Genomic DNA, 16,665 nt, shown 5'->3' on the forward strand with positions numbered 1-16,665 from the left:
GCCGGCGTGGTCCTGCTTCGCGATGCGCTCAGGCTTCTTCGACAGCGCCAAGGCGCGCGTCGCTTTCAGGCGAGAGACGGATCGAGAGACTGGTGACGAACGCGAGGCCCGTCGCCGCGATCAGAAAGCCGAACACGGCGTTGTAGTTGCCGGTCATCGAAACGAGCAGCCCGATGACGGCGGGCGCGATGAATCCCGCGACCTGCCCGCCAAAGTTCACCATGCCCGCGCCCGTGCCGATGAGTTTTTGCGGCAGGAACCTGGTCGGCAACGCGAAGACGCCCGCGAACACGAAGGACTTGAAGAAGTAGACGATCGATTGATATACGATCACGCCCGTCACCGTTTGCGCCGTGTACATCTCGTAGAGGAAGAAACCGGAGATGGCGCAGCACACGGCCATCAGCCACTTTTCGCGGCCGTCGAACCAGCGCGTGAGGATCCCGCCGCCGAGCGCCGTCGAAATGCTCGCCGCCACGAAAGGCAGCGGCGTCAGCATGCCGACCGCTTTCAGGTCCAGATGGCGTTCGGTCAGAAGGTAGGCGGGCATCCACGCGTCGAGTCCCTTGTTGACGATGCCCATGCCGAACCACGTCAGCAGGATCTTCCACATCAGCGGCATCTTCAGCAGCGCGCGCGTCGCCGCACTGTCGATGCGGGTGGAGCGGCCAGCCGCGTCCCTTTTCCGATGGGTGTCCTTCACAGCGAACAGATAGACAAGCGCAAACACGAGTCCGCCGATCCCCGCGGCGACGAACGCATGACGCCAGCCGAAATACAGAATGAGCGGCGCGATGGCGAGCGGTGCGATGAAGCTCCCGACATAGTTCGACGACATGAGAAGCGCGGACATCTTCGGGCGATCGGCGCGAGCGCACGATTCGGTGACGCCCTTGACCGCCGCCCCCGGATATCCGCCTTCGCCAAGACCGAAGACGAAGCGGATCGCGATGAGCGACGCGAGCGACCACGCGAGGCCGGTCATTAGCGTGAACAGGGACCAGAACGCGACCGACGCAACGATGACCTTCTTGCTGCCCCAGCGATCGGCAATCCAGCCCCCGGGAATCTGCATGGCGGCGTAGCTGATGTAGAACGTGCTCATGACGACGCCGAGCGCGGCCGAGCCGACATTGAATTCCTTGCCGATCGCCACGAGCGACAGCGCGATCGCGGAGCGGTCGATGTAGGAAACGCAATAGCCGAGATATAGCAACGCGAAAACCGCGATGCTGGCGCCTTTGCTCTTATTAGGGTCGATCATCCTGGACGTCTGCCTGGGCCGGTTAGGAGAAAACGGGCGGACGTCGGCTGTGCCGAGCGCCCTCACCGCGACTTGTTTGGCTGATGCTAGGTAGCCACAAATGCCGCGACAAGTGACATATTCCGAAGGCTTCGTTCCCGAAAACTCACGGTTATAACAAGCGCCACTGCCTCGTTGATTTCCCCGAGAGGCGCATCAGGCGATCCCACGCACACACGCTTGGTAAGCGCAATACAGACGCACGCGTCAGCAGTTGCGGCATTTCGACGCCCAGGTTGCCGCAGAAATAGCGAGTCCAGGCAGCGAGTCCAGGCGCCGCCCGCGACAACCGCCGCGTCGCGCGTGGAGATGATGGCCGGAAGTACCGTCGTCCCGGCTGACATAAGCGACCGTTTAATCGAACGCACCTCGCCTGCCCGTCGGCTACTGCGCAACAACTAGTCGCGCGGGGAATTCACGGTATATCGAACATCCAGCCTTGGGCGCGGGCCACCGCCCCGGACTCGCTGACGTTCGAACTGTACCGGTCACAGCATGGCGTCGGCCGCCTTTCGGCCCTTGCATTACTCGGTGCTCGGCGTCATGGCGCCCGCTGGCGGTCTCGTGAGCTCCAATGCGACAGATCCGCTGGCATTTGAAGCCTGTGCCGTGCGTCCTCGACAACGCGGGCTTGTGCCTTCATTTTGCCAGCCATGGTAGCGCGCAGGCCCTCGACAGTGGCCCCGCAGCTGAGCGTGCGAGAAACCGGGCGGAAGATGGCGCATGCCTGCGCCTGCTGCATTACAAGTGCATTGACCGTTACCCGAACCTGCTTTGCCCCGCTACTTTCAATGCCTAAACTGAAGTTTGTACGCGCTGCGCCGAGCGTGTCGTGTCGCTCGCGCGGGGGAACTCCGGCACGTCTTCGTTATCTGGAAGAACATGGGGGGCGGACATGAGCACGGCTGCGACTTTTCACATCGGCTACACGCAATATCTCGGCCCCGATGGCGAGGCTGTTCAGGCCTTGCCTGCCTTTGCGCGGGACTCGTCGGTGCTGATTTCTCTTTATCGCGCGATGGTGCTGACGCGGACGTTCGACACGAAGGCGGTCGCGCTGCAGCGTACCGGCAAGCTCGGCACTTTCGCGTCGTCGGTCGGCCAGGAAGCGGTCGGCGTCGGCGTGGCCAGCGCGATGCAGCCCGACGACGTGCTGTTCCCTTCGTATCGCGATCACGCCGCGCAATTGCTGCGCGGCGTCACCATCGCGGAAAGTCTGCTGTATTGGGGCGGCGACGAGCGCGGCAGCGATTTCGGCGTGCCCCGCAACGATTTCCCGAACTGTGTGCCGATTGGAACACAGATATGCCATGCCGCCGGCGCAGCCTACGCGTTCATGCTGCGCCATGAACCGCGCGTCGCGGTGGCGATCGTCGGCGACGGCGGCACGTCCAAGGGAGACTTCTATGAGGCGATGAACATGAGCGGCGTCTGGCAGGCACCGCTTGTCCTCGTGGTCAACAACAACGAGTGGGCAATTTCGATGCCACGCAGCCGCCAGAGCGCTGCCCAAACGCTTGCGCAAAAAGCGATCGCAGCGGGAATCGACGGGCTTCAGGTCGACGGCAACGACGTGATCGCCGTGTATCAGGTTGTCCACGCAGCACTCGCCAAGGCTCGCCGAGGTGACGGCCCGACGCTGATCGAAGCGCTCAGCTATCGTCTTGGCGATCACACGACAGCCGATGACGCCACGCGCTATCGCGACGCCGAAGTCATCAGCAAGCGCTGGGAATACGAACCTCTGCTTCGTTTGCGCACTTACCTGATGCGCACGAACGTCTGGGACAAGGCGCAGGACGAGCAACTCGGCAAGGCTTGCCATGCGCAGGTCGAGCAGGCCGTCGATGCGTACCTCGCCATACCGCCGCCGGAACCGTCCGCGATGTTCGAGCACCTGTATGAGACGTTGCCGCCGGCGATGCGCGAGCAACTGACAATGGCGCAGCGTTTCGCGCCGACCTCGGGGAACGGCAATGGCTGACCTCAACATGGTCGAAGCGCTCAATCAGGCGCTCGCCTACGAACTGGCGCATGACTCGGCCGTCGTGCTGCTCGGAGAGGACATTGGCATGAATGGCGGCGTCTTTCGGACAACCGCCGGGCTGCAGACACGCTTCGGCGCACAGCGGGTGATCGATACCCCTCTGGCCGAAACCGCGCTTGCCGGCACCGCGATCGGCATGGCGGCGATGGGTCTGAAGCCGGTTGTGGAGATTCAGTTCGCAGGGTTCATCTATCCGGCCATCGACCACATTCTGAATCATGCGTCGAGGTTGCGGCATCGAACGCGCGGACGGCTGACGTGCCCGCTAGTGATCCGTGCGCCATGCGGCGCCGGCATTCACGCACCCGAGCATCATTCCGAAAGCCCTGAAGCGCTCTTCACCCACATACCCGGACTACGTGTCGTGACGCCGTCCTCGCCGACTCGCGCGTACGGCTTGTTGCTCGCGGCGATCCGCGACCCGGACCCGGTGATCTTCTTCGAGCCGACGCGCCTGTATCGACTCTTCAGGCAGCCGGTGGAGGACGATGGCGAAGCGCTGCCGCTCGACAGTTGCTTCGTGTTACGCAATGGGACGGACGTCACACTGGTGAGTTGGGGCGGTGTGTTGCAGGACGTGCAGGCCTCGGCCGATTTGCTCGCGCAGGAAGGCGTGTCGGTCGAGGTGATCGACGTGGCGACACTCAAGCCGCTCGACATGAACACCATTCTCGCGTCGGTGGCGAAAACCGGGCGCTGCGTGATCGTGCACGAGGGCTCACGCAGCGGCGGGGTCGGTGCGGAGATTGCGGCCAACATCGCCGAGCGGGGACTTTACTCACTGCTTGCGCCGGTGCAGCGCGTCACCGGATACGATGTGGTGGTGCCGCTGTTCAGGCTCGAAAGTCAATATATGCCTGGCACCGCGCGCATCGTTGACGCGGTCAGACAAGCGCTGGAAGCATAGTGAAACCATGAAAATCTTCAAACTACCCGACCTCGGCGAAGGCTTGAGGGAAGCGGAGATCGTCGAATGGCATGTCAAGAGCGGCGATGACATTCGCGCGGATCAACCGCTGTTGTCGGTCGAAACGGCGAAGGCGATCGTCGATATTCCGTCGCCTCAATCCGGCCGCGTCGTGAAACTGTTCGGCCAGGTGGGCGACATCGTGCATCTGGGGGCACCGCTAGTCGCATTCGAAGGGGCGGCCGACGAAGCCGATGCCGGCACCGTGGTTGGCCATGTGGAGATCGGCCAGCATGTTGTCCAGGAAGCGCCGGCCGCACTGGGCGGCGGCGCGGGCGCAGGTGTCGGCGCGATCAAGGCGATCCCCGCAGTGCGGGCGCTCGCGCGCAAGCTGGATGTCGAACTGTCGATGGTGACACCGTCGGGTCCGGAGGGTGTCATCACGGCGGCGGACGTTCGGCGTGTCGCGAAGATATTCACTGATCTCGGGCCGCCTGAAGTGCTGCGCGGCGTGCGGCGCGCGATGGCGCAAAACATGGCACGCGCGCAGAGCGAGGTGGCGGCGGCGACCGTCATCGACGACGCCGACATCAACGGATGGCCACCACATACTGATGTTACGATCCGCCTGATCCGTGCGCTGGTGGCCGGATGCCGCGCCGAACCGGCGCTCAATGCATGGTACGACGGACATGCGGGACGGCGCCACCTGCTGGACAAAGTAGATCTCGGCATCGCCGTCGATCTACCCGATGGTCTCTTCGTGCCCGTGTTGCGCAACGTCGCGCACCGCGACGCAGCGGATCTGCGCGCGGGGCTCGACCGCATGCGCGCCGACATCCGGGCCCGCAAGATTCCACCGGAAGAACTGCGCGGCAATACCATCACGCTGTCGAACTTCGGCATGATCGCAGGCAAATACGCGGCTCCCGTCGTCGTGCCACCCACTGTCGCGATTCTCGGAGCGGGGCGCATTCATGAGCAGGTCGTGGCGTCCGGCGGGGTTCCTGTCGTGCATAGGATCTTGCCACTGAGTTTGACGTTCGATCATCGGGTTGTCACGGGCGGTGAAGCAGCACGCTTTCTCGCCGCGGCGATTGCGGATCTGCAGATGGTGCGGTGACTGTGTTCAGGCGCGGGTATCTGGACCGCAATCAAAAACCGGTTGGCCGTCCTGGAAACGCATGCTTGCCGTACGACATGATCGACCCATCGCGTGAGAGGCGTCGGAGTTCCGGTTCCAATGAATGCCTTTTTTGGAAATGACACAAGATCAAATGAGCCGACCGGTTGCGCGCACGCGGCGAAGCCTTTCGCGTCACGTGGCCTTTTCAAACGGAATAGCCGTGGCGGCAACAGCGCACGGTTTCTGAAACACGCGTGTGCAAGCCAAACTGCGAGGCGATCGAAATTGGTGAGCGGGTGTTCATTCAGGCGCTCATCGTGATCAAACTCGGCGAGGAGCTGTTTATCGGCTACGCCCTTGTCATGGATGGTGAGATCACCCAAATCCGAAAGAACAACAAGCGTCGTTGACTCGATGTCGGCAGTGCGCGATTTCGTCCGATCAGTAGGGAGCGGGACAGGAGCTTCATTTGTCGGCCAGCGCAATTAGTCGGCAGATGTGGTCCGAACGCGCGGAATCCAAGCGTTGCTAAACGTTCGACGCTTAAACGTCAACGGTTCATAGACCGTAGGTCTTCAGCGCGGCTGAGCTTGCTGACACTCGGTTTGGAACCAGTAGTCGACCAGGCGCTGTGCCGCTTGAAGATCATCTGGGTAGTTGGGATCGTCATACCAGGGGGACGGGTCGTAGCCGGCTTTTCGGAGCGCGGCCAGCTCGCTCTGGTGTTCCCCCATCGTTGGGGGGGCATTTGTCCTGAGCGCCGCGAGGTCGCGACACTCTGTCAGCGTGAGGTGCGGACCGGCATACGGCATGCCGCCGACGACACAACCGGCAAGCAGTAGTGTCGCCGCGGAAAGTGCCGCCCTGGCTGACTGTCGTCCACTCATGATTCCGATCCTCTCTGCAACGGCCCGGCCCATTGGAGGTCAGGCCTGCGCTGCTGGCGGCTTGAGGCAGACCTTTCGGACCTGGGCACCTCATCCCGAGAACGGCGACTACATCGAGTCGATTGCGAAAGGCGTCGATGCAGAGCTGATGCCGTATGCGTTCCCTGAAATGCTGCACCAGCGCGATCAATGGCTGATCGATCTCCTGGAGGCGAAACCAAATCAATCGCAGATTCCATAGATAAACGAAATCTGAAGGCGATCTCCGAAGTGCCGCAGGTCGAAACGATCACTCTTGCGCGCCAACGACCGATAGTCAATGCGGGAGCGGCGTTCGAATGACCTCGCGACCGCCCTTGCCTCCCATCGCAACCCGCTCCTATGCTCCGATCGTGTCGCGGCGCTTCAGTTCGTCGAGCACCATCCGCTTGGGCACCTTGCCGTATCCGGACTTCGGCAGCGCTTCCCAGTAAACGACGCGTCGCGGCAACTTGTACCTGGCGATGCGATCCTTCAGGAATGCCTGCAGCGCCGCCTCGTCGAGTTGCTGCCCCTGATGGAGTACGCATACCGCCACGCCGACCTCGCCCCACTGTTCATCCGGCACGCCCACCACGGCCACTTCCGAGATCGCGCCGTGGGTAAGAATGGCTTCCTCGATTTCGCGCGGGTACACGTTCGAGCCGCCCGAGATGAACATATCCGATGCGCGGCCCGTCAGATAGACATAACCGTTCTCGTCCATACGCCCGATGTCGCCGGTACGGAACCAGCCGTCCCGGAACGCCTTCGCATTGGCGTCCGGGTTGTTGAAGTAGCCCGCGAACACCGCCGGACCGATCACGCAGACCTCGCCCGTTTCGCCCGGGAGCAGTTCGTTGCCGTCGTCGTCCTGAATAGACACCTGCATGCCGGTGCGCTCGAAGCCGCAGGTACGCGGGCGGTGGGTCATTGTTTCGGGGTTGTGGTCATAGTGCGGCAGCACGGTGATGTTGCCCGTCACTTCACCCAGGCCGTAATACTGCACGAGCACGAGGCCGAGCTTGGCCAGCGCGCGCCTCTGGTCCGCTTCGTACATCGACGCGCCCGCGTAAATCACATAACGCAGGCTCGAATGATCGTGCTGATCCGCGGATGGATGCTCGATCATCATCTTCAGGATAGTCGGCACGGTGAACAGATTCGTCAGCCTGAACTTTTCGATGAGCGAGAACGCTTCGGCGACGTCGAATTTCTGCGACGACAGCAGCACCGTCACCGCGCCACGCGCCATCACATTCAACTGATGCATGCCCGCGCCATGCGTGATCGGCGCGACGACAAGCGAGCCGTCTTGATGCGTGATGCCCGGCAGTAGATCGCACAGATGGTTGTTGATCACGAACGCGAGTTGACCGTGTGTGAGGATCGCAGCCTTCGGACTGCCGGTCGTGCCGGATGTGAAGAAAAGCCACGCGGGCGTATCACGCTTGACCGTCGCGTTCGGCACACTCGCCCCCGCGTGCGCGTCGATCAGCGCGTCGAGCGTCGGCTCGCCTTGCGGCGCCGGGGTCTCGCCGCCGATCCACACCGTTCTGCACTCCGGCGCTTCAGCCTTCACCGCCGCCGCGTGTGCGCCATAGTCGGTCTGGCAGAACAGCACGTCCGGTTTCGTCAGACGCGCCATGCCGGCGATCTCGCCTGGCGCAAGGCGAAAATTCGTGGGCACCCAGACCGCTCCGATGCGCCACACCGCGAACATCGCTTCGAGCATTTCGTTGGTATTGCACGAATGTGCGAGCACCGTATGCCCCGCACTCACGCCGGCAGCCTGCAGGCCCGCAGCGAGCGCCGACACGCGCGCGTCGAATTCGCGCCATGTCCAGCGCATCTCGCCGAACACGATAGCGCTGCCATCGGAAAAACGGCGAGCATTCTGCGTGGCGATATACGCCAGATTCATCACGCGCTCGGAAACCGGCGCCATTTCCGTCAATTTCATTTTGTGCGCTCCAGAATCGACACGTAGTTGGCCACGGCGGCGCCTCCCATGTTGAACACGCCGGCGAGTTCGGCTTGAGGAATCTGCATGTCGCCGGCCTCTCCCGTCAGTTGCATCGCGGCCATGACGTGTTGCGAGACGCCGGTCGCGCCCAGCGGATGACCTCGCGACTTCAGACCACCCGACGGATTCACCGGCAGCTTTCCGTCGTGCTTCGTGAGGCCTTCCTGTATCGCGCGCCAGCCTTCGCCGGCCGGCATAAGACCCATCGCCTCGTATTCGATCATCTCGGCAATCGTGAAGCAGTCGTGCGTTTCGACCAGATCGAGAGCGTCGATGGAAACGCCCGCGCGGCGCTTCGCTTCGTCCCATGCACGGCGCGCGCCTTCGAAGCCGATCGGATCGCGCCGCGACAGCGGCAGGAAATCATTGACCTGCACGCGCGAACGAAAGCCCACGGCGCGGTGCATGTTGCGCGCCACGTCGGCTGAGGCGACGACGAGTGCAGCCGCGCCATCGGAGACCATCGAGCAGTCGGTGCGGCGCAGCGGCCCGGCCACGAGCGGGTTCTTGTCGGACACGGTATTGCAGAACTCGACGCCCAGGTCCTTGCGCACGTGCGCGTATGGATTGCGCGCACCGTTCGCATGATTCTTCGCCGCGATCATAGCCAGAGCTTCGCTGCGGTCGCCGTGCCGCTCGAAATACGTCTGCGCAATGCGGCCGAAAATTCCCGCGAAACCCAAAGGGTTCTCTTCTTCACGGCGATAGCAGCCGGACAGCAGGATGTCGGCAATCGCCTGAGACGGCACGCCCGTCATCTTTTCCGCGCCGATTACGAGCGCGATCTTGCCGCGTCCGGATTCGACGAAGTCCATCGCCGTATGCAGCGCCGCCGAACCCGTCGCGCAGGCATTTTCGACGTGCACGGCCGGTGTGAAGCGCAGGCCCGATTGTGCGAGAGCGGGCAGTGCCCCTTCGAAACCCTGCTTTGCGAAGCCGTTGTTGTACACGCCGACCATCACGGCATCGACGTCGGCGGCACCGATGCCCGCATGCGCGAGCGCCCCGTCGATCACGCCACCCATCAGCGTTTCGATGTCGATCGTATCGAGCTTGCCGAAAGGCGAATGCGCCCAGCCTACCAGTTGCGCCTTCTCATTCATGATTCTCTCCGAGGGTAGGGTCCGTCGTATCGCGTCACGCGTCGAGGACGCCTGCAGCAAGAAAACCGCCGTCGACGGCAAGCGTTTGGCCCGTGGTGTACGCGGCGTCGTCGGAGGCGAAGTATCCGACCGCCGCGCCGATCTCGTCGGGCATGCCATAGCGTTTCATGGGCACGAGCCGCATGTAAGCTTCGCGCGCGGCCGGCGAGTGATGCCGCGCGAGCGGCGTCTCGACCGGACCCGGCGCGACCGCGTTCGCGGTAATGCCGAAAGGCGCGAGTTCGATCGCCATCTGACGGGTGAGGCCCATCAGCGCGGCCTTCGACGTGCCGTACCCGGTGCGCCCCGCGCCCGCGCGAATACCGCTCGTCGACGCGATGTTGACGATGCGCCCCCAGTTGCGGGTCCGCATGCGCTTGATGGCGTGCTGCGTGAGCGCAAGCGGCCCGGTCACGTTGACTTCGATGATCCGGCGCCACGTATCGAGTGGAAATTCACCGAACGGAATCAGGCTTGCGATGCCTGCGTTGTTCACCAGCACGTCGCAGCGGCCCAGCTTCGAGTCGAGCGCGGCGAAGAACTCACCGATCACGTCGCTGTCCCCGACGTTGAGCGTCATCGCCGAAGAAGCGCCGCCCTCTTCCGCGACCGTCGCGGCGACCGCTTCGGCCGCGCCTAAATCGAGGTCAGTGACGACGACATGCATGCCGGCGCGTGCGAGGCGCGCGGCTATCGCGGCGCCAATGCCGCCCGCCGCGCCGGTGATCACCGCGACGCGCGCGTCCGTCTGTCTGTTTGCGCTCATGGGAGCCGCTCCTCTGTGGTGCTTCGATAGGAAATCCTGTGCGAACCGCGCGTCATTGGAGCGGCACCATCGCGCTGCTCTGGCCGCCGTCCACGGCAAGGCTCACGCCGGTGATGAACTTCGCGGCGTCCGACGCGAGAAAAAGCGACGCATGCGCTACGTCCCACGGGTCGCCCATCCTGCCGATCGGCACCATGCGATTGCGCGCTGCGATCATCTCCTCGACGGACGCATATTGTTTTGCGATCTGGGAGTAGATGAGCGGTGTGTCGATCGCGCCCGGCATCACGCAATTGGCGCGAATGCCCTGTCGCGCGTGCTGCATGGCGATGCTGACCGTGGCCTGATTCACTGCCGCCTTCGACGCCGCGTAAGCGAAATAGGGATACCCCGTCCAGCCGACCGCCGCCAATGACGAGATATTGACGATCGCCCCCTCGCCGCGCGCGATCATGTGCGGCAACACGGCCTTTGCAGCGCGATAGACGGAACCGAGATTCAGGTCGATGGAACGGCGGAAGGTCGCCTCGTCCAGCTCCACGGGGCCGCCCATATGCGTTGCGCCCACGTTGTTGTGCAGCACGTCGATCTTCTGCCAACGCTCGATCAGCGCGGCGACCGCGGTATTCACCGAGGCGGAATCCGTCACGTCCGCCCGCAGGCCAAACGCTTCGGCGCCCTCTTTAACGATGCCGTTCGCGACGCGTTCCGCCGCTTCCAGGTCGAGATCCGCGCAGCAAACCCGTGCGCCCGCCCGGGCATAGGCATAGGCCGCAGCCTTCCCGTTGTTCCAGCCTTCGGCAGGACCGCCCGCACCGAACACCAGTACCGTCTTGCCGCTCATCGAAAAGGGCGCCGCCCAGTTTTCCGTCATGACGCATCTCCGCTGTGCTTGCACTGCGTTGAATAAGTACTCCACAATATGGAGCGTTAATTGCGTGCTTAACCGGATCGCAGGTTACGAGATCGCGTCCCCTTGTGAATAGTGCTCGTTAACCACGATAGGGCCGCAAACCGCTTCGTTACTAGAATGCGCGGAAACGGCTCCGCATTGTGGATGCCAGCAGTCGATTGGTCTGCGCAAATGACACTCCAACAGTCCATATTGTGGAGCGCAAATCGTGAAGAAAGATCCGGGCGCAGCACAGAGGGAAACACACATGAGCGATCGCGTCGTACCGCTCGAACGGGACGGCGCCCAGAGCATCGATCGCGCGCTGTCGCTGCTTTCACTCGTCGCCACGCATAGCCGCGTCGGCATGCCGCTGCGCGAAGTGGTTGCGCAATCCGGTCTCAAGCAACCGACCGCCCACCGGCTGCTGGGTGCGCTCATTCGCGGCGGTCTCGTCGAGCAGGACCCGGAAACCCGGCGCTATCACCTCGGCTGCGAAAGCTATGTGCTGGGTGCGCTAGCCGCGGAGCGCTTCGGCGTGCATCAACTGGCTGCGAACAGCGTGGTGCGGCTCGCGCACCTGTCGGAAGACACGGCGTTTCTCACGGTTCGGCGCGGCGATTTCGCCATCTGCACGCATCGCGAGGAAGGCATGTATCACATTCGCGCACAAGTGCTATCCGTGGGCGACCGTCATCCGCTCGGGGTGGGCGCGGGTGCCGTCGCGTTGCTGGCCGCACTCGACGACGACGAAATCGAACATGTGCTGGCCGCCTGCGAAGAGAGCTACCGCGAGCACTATCCCCTGCTCACCCCGGACGGCCTGCGCCAGCTCGTGCGCGAGACGCGCGAGCGTGGCTATGCGTCGAATCGCGGTCTGATCAGTCCGGGTTCGTGGGGACTCGGCATCGTGATCCGCGATGAAGCCGGCGAGCCGTGCGCGGCGCTTTCCATCGGCGCGATCGAAAGCCGGATGGACGAAGACCGTCAACGCAAGCTCGTGAGGATGCTGCAGACCGAAGTACGCAATGTCGAGGCGCGCGTGAAGCAGCGGCTCGACAGCCGGCGCGCGGAAGCGTCGGCAGCCTTGCAGCGATGACGATCGTCGCGTCCTCGGCGCGGCGCGAGAAGTAGCACATCGGGCGAATGTGGCCAGAACAACGGCCGCAGTCCCTTATCGGCATGGAACAAGAGTCAGCAATCAATTCCGGAGACGTCTTGAGAACCACTTCCCGCCTTCTTACGCAACCCGGCATGCCAGCCGCCGAGCGCATCGAGTCGATTTGCGGCGACGCGCTCGCACTCACATTCGATCTCCAACCCGGCGACAGCCTGCGCGATGCGCTGTGTGCGCCGCTCGAAGCAGCCGGTCTCTCCACTGCGACCGTGCGCATCGAAGGACTCAGGCTCGAATCGCTGCACTACGTGCGCCCCGCGTTGCCGAACGATGCGGAACATGTGGCGTTCTATAGCGAGCAGCATCGGATCGACACGTCGCTCCATGTCGAACTCGCATGCGCGACGATCGGCCGTCGCGACGGTGCACCGTTCGTCCATTGCCATGCGGTGTGGAAGACGCCCGAAGGTCGCTGGCAAGGCGGCCACATCTTCTCGGATCAGGTCCGGGTAGCGAAGCCTTCACAGGCGCGCGCATGGGGCACGTCGAACGCATGGATGCAGGCGGAGTTCGATTCCGAAACGAATTTCACGCTGCTTCGTCCCGTCGTTCTGTCTCGCGAATCCGCGCGTGGCACGGCGGCAGGCCGCCTTGTGCCGAACCGCAAATGCGTCGTCGCGCGCATCCGTCCGAATGAAGATCTGGTCGGCGCAATCGAGCAGACCTGCCGGAACCATGACATACGTGCCGCGAAGATTCGCGGCAGCGTAGGCAGCATTGTCGGCGCGAGGTTCGAGAATGCTCCTCCCATTGACGACGTCGCCACCGAGATTCTCGTGGTGAATGGCGAGGTTCATGACACCCAAGACGGTCCGCGCGCCACGATCGACATTGCGTTGATCGACCCGCGCGGCGACGTGCATCGAGGTCGTCTCGTGCGCGGCGACAATCCCGTCCTGATCTGTTTCGAGTTGTACCTGGAGGAGACGCTGCTCTAAGCGGCACTTTGAACCACGCGTCACTACCTGTTCGTCAGTCGTCAAACGACACGAAAGCGCGCCGTCAACGAAGCAACGAACGAGGCGCGTGCATTGGCCGTCCATCGCTCGCCTAGTCCTTGCGAGATACCGATAAACAACTAGCTTCTGGAGACAAGCACCGTGCAAAACCTTTCCCGCCGTTCGATGTTGAAGATCACCGCTGGCGCCGCGCTCGCGTTTCCGGCCATCCTGAAGACAACCCGCGTTCATGCCGCCGACTTCACGATGAAGTATGCGAGCAATGCGCCCGTTACGCACCCGCTGATCGTGCGTATCACCGAAGCGACCGACGCGATCCGCAAGGAAACGGGTGGCAAGGTCGACATTCAGGTGTTTCCGAATAACCAGTTGGGCGGTGACACCGACATGCTGTCGCAACTACGCGCCGGTGCTATCGATTTCTTCTCGCTCTCCCCACTGATCCTCTCCACGCTCGTTTCGAAGGCCGCGATCAGCGGCATCGGTTTCGCGTTCTCCGATTACGATCACGTTTGGGCCGCGATGGACGGCGAACTCGGCAACTACGTGCGAGCGGAAATCTCCAAAAGCGGCCTTTATGCGATGCCGAAGATCTTCGACAACGGCTTTCGTCAGATCAGCACCTCGAACCATCCCGTGAAGACGCCGGACGATTTGAAAGGGCTGAAGATCCGGGTCCCGGCATCGCCGATGTGGACCTCGATGTTCCGCGACTTCGGCGCCGCTCCGCTGACGATCAACTTCGCCGAAGTCTATTCATCGTTGCAAACGAAGGTCGCGGACGCCCAGGAAAATCCGCTCGCGATCCTCGATACCGGCAAGCTCTACGAGGTGCAAAAGTACATCGCGAAGACCAACCACATGTGGGATGGCTTCTGGCAACTCGCGAACGTAAAGAGCTGGCAGAAGCTGCCGCCCGACGTGCGCGCGCTGATCGAGAAACACATCAATGACGCTGCCGTGAAGCAACGTGCGGATGTCGCGGCGCTCAACGCCTCTCTCGAAACGAGCTTGACCGCGAAGGGCATGACGTTCAATTCCGTCGACACCGCCGCGTTCCAGAGCCGTCTCCACGCTTCTGGCTTCTATAAGGAGTGGCACGGCAAATTCGGTGACGAACCATGGGCGCTGCTGCAGAAGGGAGCAGGTCGCACGCTGTAAGTGCTGGCCGCGAAGGCCGCGCATGCGTCGCATGCATTGAATCAGGAGACCACCATGAAAGACGAAGCGTTGCCCGCGATAACCGGGGTATCGAACAGCGGTCTGCTCGCCGCACTGCAATCCGTGCTGACGATGCTGGTTGAAGTGCCCGCGGCGCTTCTCGTAGTCGCGGAGGTCGGCATCCTGTTCGCCGGCGTGGTGAGCCGCGCAGTACTGAGCAATCCTCTCGTGTGGTCCGACGAGCTTGCGTCGATTCTCTTCATCTGGCTCGCCATGCTCGGTTCGGTGATCGCGTTCCAACGCGGTGAACACATGCGCATGACTGCGCTCGTCGGTCACATGACCGAACGCCGGCGCGCGTTCCTCGATGTGCTCGCAATCGCGGCACCGCTCCTGTTCCTTGTCCTGTTCACGCCATGCGCTTACAGCTTCGCCGAAGATCAGGCCATGATCACGACGCCCGCGCTGGAGATTGCCGATTCATGGCGCGCGGCGGCCTTACCGGTCGGCAGCGCGCTCATGGCACTCAGTGCGCTTCTGCGGCTCGCGCGCGTCGGCAACTGGCGGCTCGTCGCGACCGCGCTCGTGAGCGTGATGGCAATCGCCGGTGCTCTCGCGTTGGCGCGTCCGTTGCTCATGACGCTCGGCAACTTCAACCTGTTGTTCTTCTTCGTCGGCCTCGTCGCGCTCATGGTGCTGACCGGCGTTCCCATTGCGTTTTCGTTCGCACTCGCGACGTTCGGCTATCTGACGCTGAGCACGTCCACGCCGGTGCTGATCATGGTCGGCCGCATGGACGAAGGGATGAGTCATTTGATCCTGCTCGCCGTGCCGCTTTTCGTCTTCCTCGGCTTGCTGATGGAGATGACCGGCATGGCCCGCGCCATGGTGACGTTTCTCGGCAATCTGCTTGGCCATGTTCGCGGCGGACTTCAATTCGTTTTGATCGGCGCGATGTATCTGGTATCCGGCATTTCCGGTTCGAAGGCCGCGGACATGGCCGCGATCGCGCCCGTGCTGTTTCCGGAGATGAAGGCGCGCGGCGCGAAGCCGGGCGATCTGGTCGCACTGCTGTCAGCCACCGGAGCGCAGACAGAAACCATTCCGCCCAGCCTCGTACTCATCACCATCGGATCGGTCACAGGCGTCTCGATCTCGGCGCTCTTCACGGGCGGACTGCTGCCAGGCATGATTCTCGGCCTGGCGCTGTGCGCGCTGGTGCGGTGGCGCTATCGCAAAGACGATTCCGTCGACGTAGAGCGGGCGTCGGGCGCGGCGATCGCCAAGGCATTTCTGATCGCACTGCCCGCGCTTGCTTTGCCCGTCGTGATTCGCATCGCGGTAATTGAAGGCATCGCAACAGCAACCGAGGTTTCGACAATCGGTATCGTGTATTCCGTCGTGATCGGCATCGTAATATATCGCCGCTTCGACTTGAAGCGCTTGTATCCGATGCTGATCGAAACGGCGTCGCTCACCGGCGCCATCCTTCTGATCATCGGCGCCGCGACGGCGATGGCGTGGGCGCTCACCCAGTCCGGCTTCTCGACTTTGCTCGCCTCGACAATGCAGGCAGTGCCGGGTGGCCGCGCGGGCTTCATGGCAATCTCCATCGTCGCATTCGTGATTCTCGGCAGCGTACTCGAAGGCATCCCGGCCATTGTGCTTTTCGGGCCGTTGCTGTTCCCGATCGCGCAAAGCGTCGGCATCAACGAGGTGCACTATGCAATGGTCGTCGTGCTCTCAATGGGCGTGGGCCTTTTTACGCCCCCATTCGGCGTCGGCTATTACGCGGCCTGCGTGATAAGCAAGGTACATCCGGACGAAGGCACGCGGCCGATCATCGGCTATGTCGTGGCGCTCGTGATGGGCCTGATCGTGGTCGCCGCGGTGCCGTGGCTATCCACCGGCTTTTTGCCTGCTCGATAAGACGCAAAGACTCGTTTGTGCATTGATCATCTAAGAGAAGAGAACGAGCGGCTAACGGCAGAGAACGAACAGTTAGGCAAAATACTTGAAAAGGAAACCAAGACGCATCCGATTTCGCTTACTGCAGCCCTTGGCGCGATGCCGGGTGCTGGCATTTCTGTTTCCGTGGGGCTGGCTGACGCGGGACAGAGCATGCCCCCAGCGCTTCGACGCGCATTAATTCGCCTGTTCGATGGCACGCTTTTAAGGATCGAGCTTCAACAACGAGGCGAATTGATGCGCCTTGCCGCAATCTCCACAGAGGGGGAAGACTCACTACTTTCTC

Annotated in this window: 15 protein-coding genes; 9 read left to right on the top strand and 6 right to left on the bottom strand. The window is 62.6% G+C overall.

Annotated features, from left to right (window positions below; translation table 11 throughout):
* Positions 1 to 28 precede the first annotated feature (28 nt).
* Positions 29 to 1,264, bottom strand: coding sequence for an MFS transporter (locus VOM14_RS27475; RefSeq protein ID WP_327631881.1), 1,236 nt, complete (start codon positions 1,262 to 1,264; stop codon positions 29 to 31).
* 934 nt (positions 1,265 to 2,198) lie between these two features.
* Here VOM14_RS27475 and pdhA point away from each other — a divergent pair.
* From pdhA to VOM14_RS27495, 4 genes are all read left to right on the top strand, one after another.
* Complete coding sequence (gene pdhA, locus VOM14_RS27480; protein ID WP_327631882.1) at positions 2,199 to 3,287, top strand: pyruvate dehydrogenase (acetyl-transferring) E1 component subunit alpha; 1,089 nt, start codon at positions 2,199 to 2,201, stop codon at positions 3,285 to 3,287.
* The gene (locus tag VOM14_RS27485; RefSeq protein WP_327631883.1) at positions 3,280 to 4,257 is read left to right on the top strand and encodes an alpha-ketoacid dehydrogenase subunit beta; all 978 of its coding nucleotides are present in this window, start codon (positions 3,280 to 3,282) and stop codon (positions 4,255 to 4,257) included. Before pdhA ends, VOM14_RS27485 begins: the two co-directional genes overlap by 8 nt.
* A 7-nt stretch (positions 4,258 to 4,264) precedes the next feature.
* On the top strand, positions 4,265 to 5,380 hold the full coding sequence (locus VOM14_RS27490) for a dihydrolipoamide acetyltransferase family protein (RefSeq protein WP_327631884.1): 1,116 nt from the start codon (positions 4,265 to 4,267) through the stop codon (positions 5,378 to 5,380).
* A gap of 257 nt (positions 5,381 to 5,637) precedes the next feature.
* Positions 5,638 to 5,793: a hypothetical protein gene (locus VOM14_RS27495; RefSeq protein ID WP_442955590.1), complete on the top strand. Its 156-nt coding sequence runs from the start codon at positions 5,638 to 5,640 to the stop codon at positions 5,791 to 5,793.
* Positions 5,794 to 5,958: 165 nt separating this feature from the next.
* On the opposite strand, the gene VOM14_RS27500 is transcribed toward VOM14_RS27495, so the two are convergent.
* Entirely contained in the window at positions 5,959 to 6,270 is a 312-nt protein-coding gene (locus VOM14_RS27500; RefSeq protein WP_327631885.1) for a DUF4148 domain-containing protein, read from the bottom strand.
* Between VOM14_RS27500 and VOM14_RS27505 the strand changes: the two genes are divergently transcribed.
* The gene (locus tag VOM14_RS27505) at positions 6,269 to 6,511 is read left to right on the top strand and encodes a hypothetical protein (RefSeq protein WP_327631886.1); all 243 of its coding nucleotides are present in this window, start codon (positions 6,269 to 6,271) and stop codon (positions 6,509 to 6,511) included. The genes VOM14_RS27500 and VOM14_RS27505 overlap by 2 nt on opposite strands.
* Positions 6,512 to 6,649: 138 nt before the next feature.
* Here the strand turns inward: VOM14_RS27505 and VOM14_RS27510 are convergent, their stop codons facing one another.
* Genes VOM14_RS27510 through VOM14_RS27525 form a run of 4 tightly spaced genes read right to left on the bottom strand, consistent with a single transcriptional unit; the run spans position 6,650 to position 11,096 of the window.
* Entirely contained in the window at positions 6,650 to 8,251 is a 1,602-nt protein-coding gene (locus tag VOM14_RS27510; RefSeq protein ID WP_327631887.1) for an acyl-CoA synthetase, read from the bottom strand.
* Positions 8,248 to 9,417: an acetyl-CoA acetyltransferase gene (locus VOM14_RS27515; RefSeq protein ID WP_327631888.1), complete on the bottom strand. Its 1,170-nt coding sequence runs from the start codon at positions 9,415 to 9,417 to the stop codon at positions 8,248 to 8,250. Before VOM14_RS27515 ends, VOM14_RS27510 begins: the two co-directional genes overlap by 4 nt.
* Before the next feature lie 34 nt (positions 9,418 to 9,451).
* Positions 9,452 to 10,222 carry an SDR family NAD(P)-dependent oxidoreductase gene (locus tag VOM14_RS27520; RefSeq protein ID WP_327631889.1) on the bottom strand — a complete coding sequence of 257 codons (771 nt, stop codon included), beginning with the start codon at positions 10,220 to 10,222 and terminating at the stop codon, positions 9,452 to 9,454.
* A gap of 52 nt (positions 10,223 to 10,274) precedes the next feature.
* Positions 10,275 to 11,096 carry an SDR family NAD(P)-dependent oxidoreductase gene (locus VOM14_RS27525; RefSeq protein WP_327631890.1) on the bottom strand — a complete coding sequence of 274 codons (822 nt, stop codon included), beginning with the start codon at positions 11,094 to 11,096 and terminating at the stop codon, positions 10,275 to 10,277.
* Between the two features lie 286 nt (positions 11,097 to 11,382).
* On the opposite strand from VOM14_RS27525, the gene VOM14_RS27530 reads away from it, so the two are divergent.
* The 4 genes from VOM14_RS27530 (at position 11,383) to VOM14_RS27545 (ending at position 16,340) form a co-directional block, all read left to right on the top strand.
* On the top strand, positions 11,383 to 12,213 hold the full coding sequence (locus VOM14_RS27530; protein ID WP_327631891.1) for an IclR family transcriptional regulator: 831 nt from the start codon (positions 11,383 to 11,385) through the stop codon (positions 12,211 to 12,213).
* Between the two features lie 119 nt (positions 12,214 to 12,332).
* Complete coding sequence (locus tag VOM14_RS27535) at positions 12,333 to 13,229, top strand: PCC domain-containing protein (protein WP_327631892.1); 897 nt, start codon at positions 12,333 to 12,335, stop codon at positions 13,227 to 13,229.
* A 162-nt stretch (positions 13,230 to 13,391) separates the two neighbouring features.
* Entirely contained in the window at positions 13,392 to 14,411 is a 1,020-nt protein-coding gene (locus tag VOM14_RS27540; RefSeq protein ID WP_327631893.1) for a TRAP transporter substrate-binding protein, read from the top strand.
* Positions 14,412 to 14,465: 54 nt separating this feature from the next.
* Positions 14,466 to 16,340 (top strand): TRAP transporter large permease, encoded by a 1,875-nt coding sequence (locus tag VOM14_RS27545; RefSeq protein WP_327631894.1) that lies wholly within the window; start codon positions 14,466 to 14,468, stop codon positions 16,338 to 16,340.
* Positions 16,341 to 16,665 lie beyond the last annotated feature (325 nt).

Source organism: Paraburkholderia sp. MPAMCS5, assembly GCF_036016995.1.
Classification (GTDB): Bacteria; Pseudomonadota; Gammaproteobacteria; order Burkholderiales; family Burkholderiaceae; genus Paraburkholderia.

Coding starts and splice junctions, on each gene's coding strand:
- VOM14_RS27475 (WP_327631881.1), bottom strand. CDS start 1,264: ATGATCGACCCTAATAAGAGCAAAGGCGCCAGCATCGCGGTTTTCGCG.
- pdhA (WP_327631882.1), top strand. CDS start 2,199: ATGAGCACGGCTGCGACTTTTCACATCGGCTACACGCAATATCTCGGC.
- VOM14_RS27485 (WP_327631883.1), top strand. CDS start 3,280: ATGGCTGACCTCAACATGGTCGAAGCGCTCAATCAGGCGCTCGCCTAC.
- VOM14_RS27490 (WP_327631884.1), top strand. CDS start 4,265: ATGAAAATCTTCAAACTACCCGACCTCGGCGAAGGCTTGAGGGAAGCG.
- VOM14_RS27505 (WP_327631886.1), top strand. CDS start 6,269: ATGATTCCGATCCTCTCTGCAACGGCCCGGCCCATTGGAGGTCAGGCC.
- VOM14_RS27500 (WP_327631885.1), bottom strand. CDS start 6,270: ATGAGTGGACGACAGTCAGCCAGGGCGGCACTTTCCGCGGCGACACTA.
- VOM14_RS27510 (WP_327631887.1), bottom strand. CDS start 8,251: ATGAAATTGACGGAAATGGCGCCGGTTTCCGAGCGCGTGATGAATCTG.
- VOM14_RS27515 (WP_327631888.1), bottom strand. CDS start 9,417: ATGAATGAGAAGGCGCAACTGGTAGGCTGGGCGCATTCGCCTTTCGGC.
- VOM14_RS27520 (WP_327631889.1), bottom strand. CDS start 10,222: ATGAGCGCAAACAGACAGACGGACGCGCGCGTCGCGGTGATCACCGGC.
- VOM14_RS27525 (WP_327631890.1), bottom strand. CDS start 11,096: ATGACGGAAAACTGGGCGGCGCCCTTTTCGATGAGCGGCAAGACGGTA.
- VOM14_RS27530 (WP_327631891.1), top strand. CDS start 11,383: ATGAGCGATCGCGTCGTACCGCTCGAACGGGACGGCGCCCAGAGCATC.
- VOM14_RS27545 (WP_327631894.1), top strand. CDS start 14,466: ATGAAAGACGAAGCGTTGCCCGCGATAACCGGGGTATCGAACAGCGGT.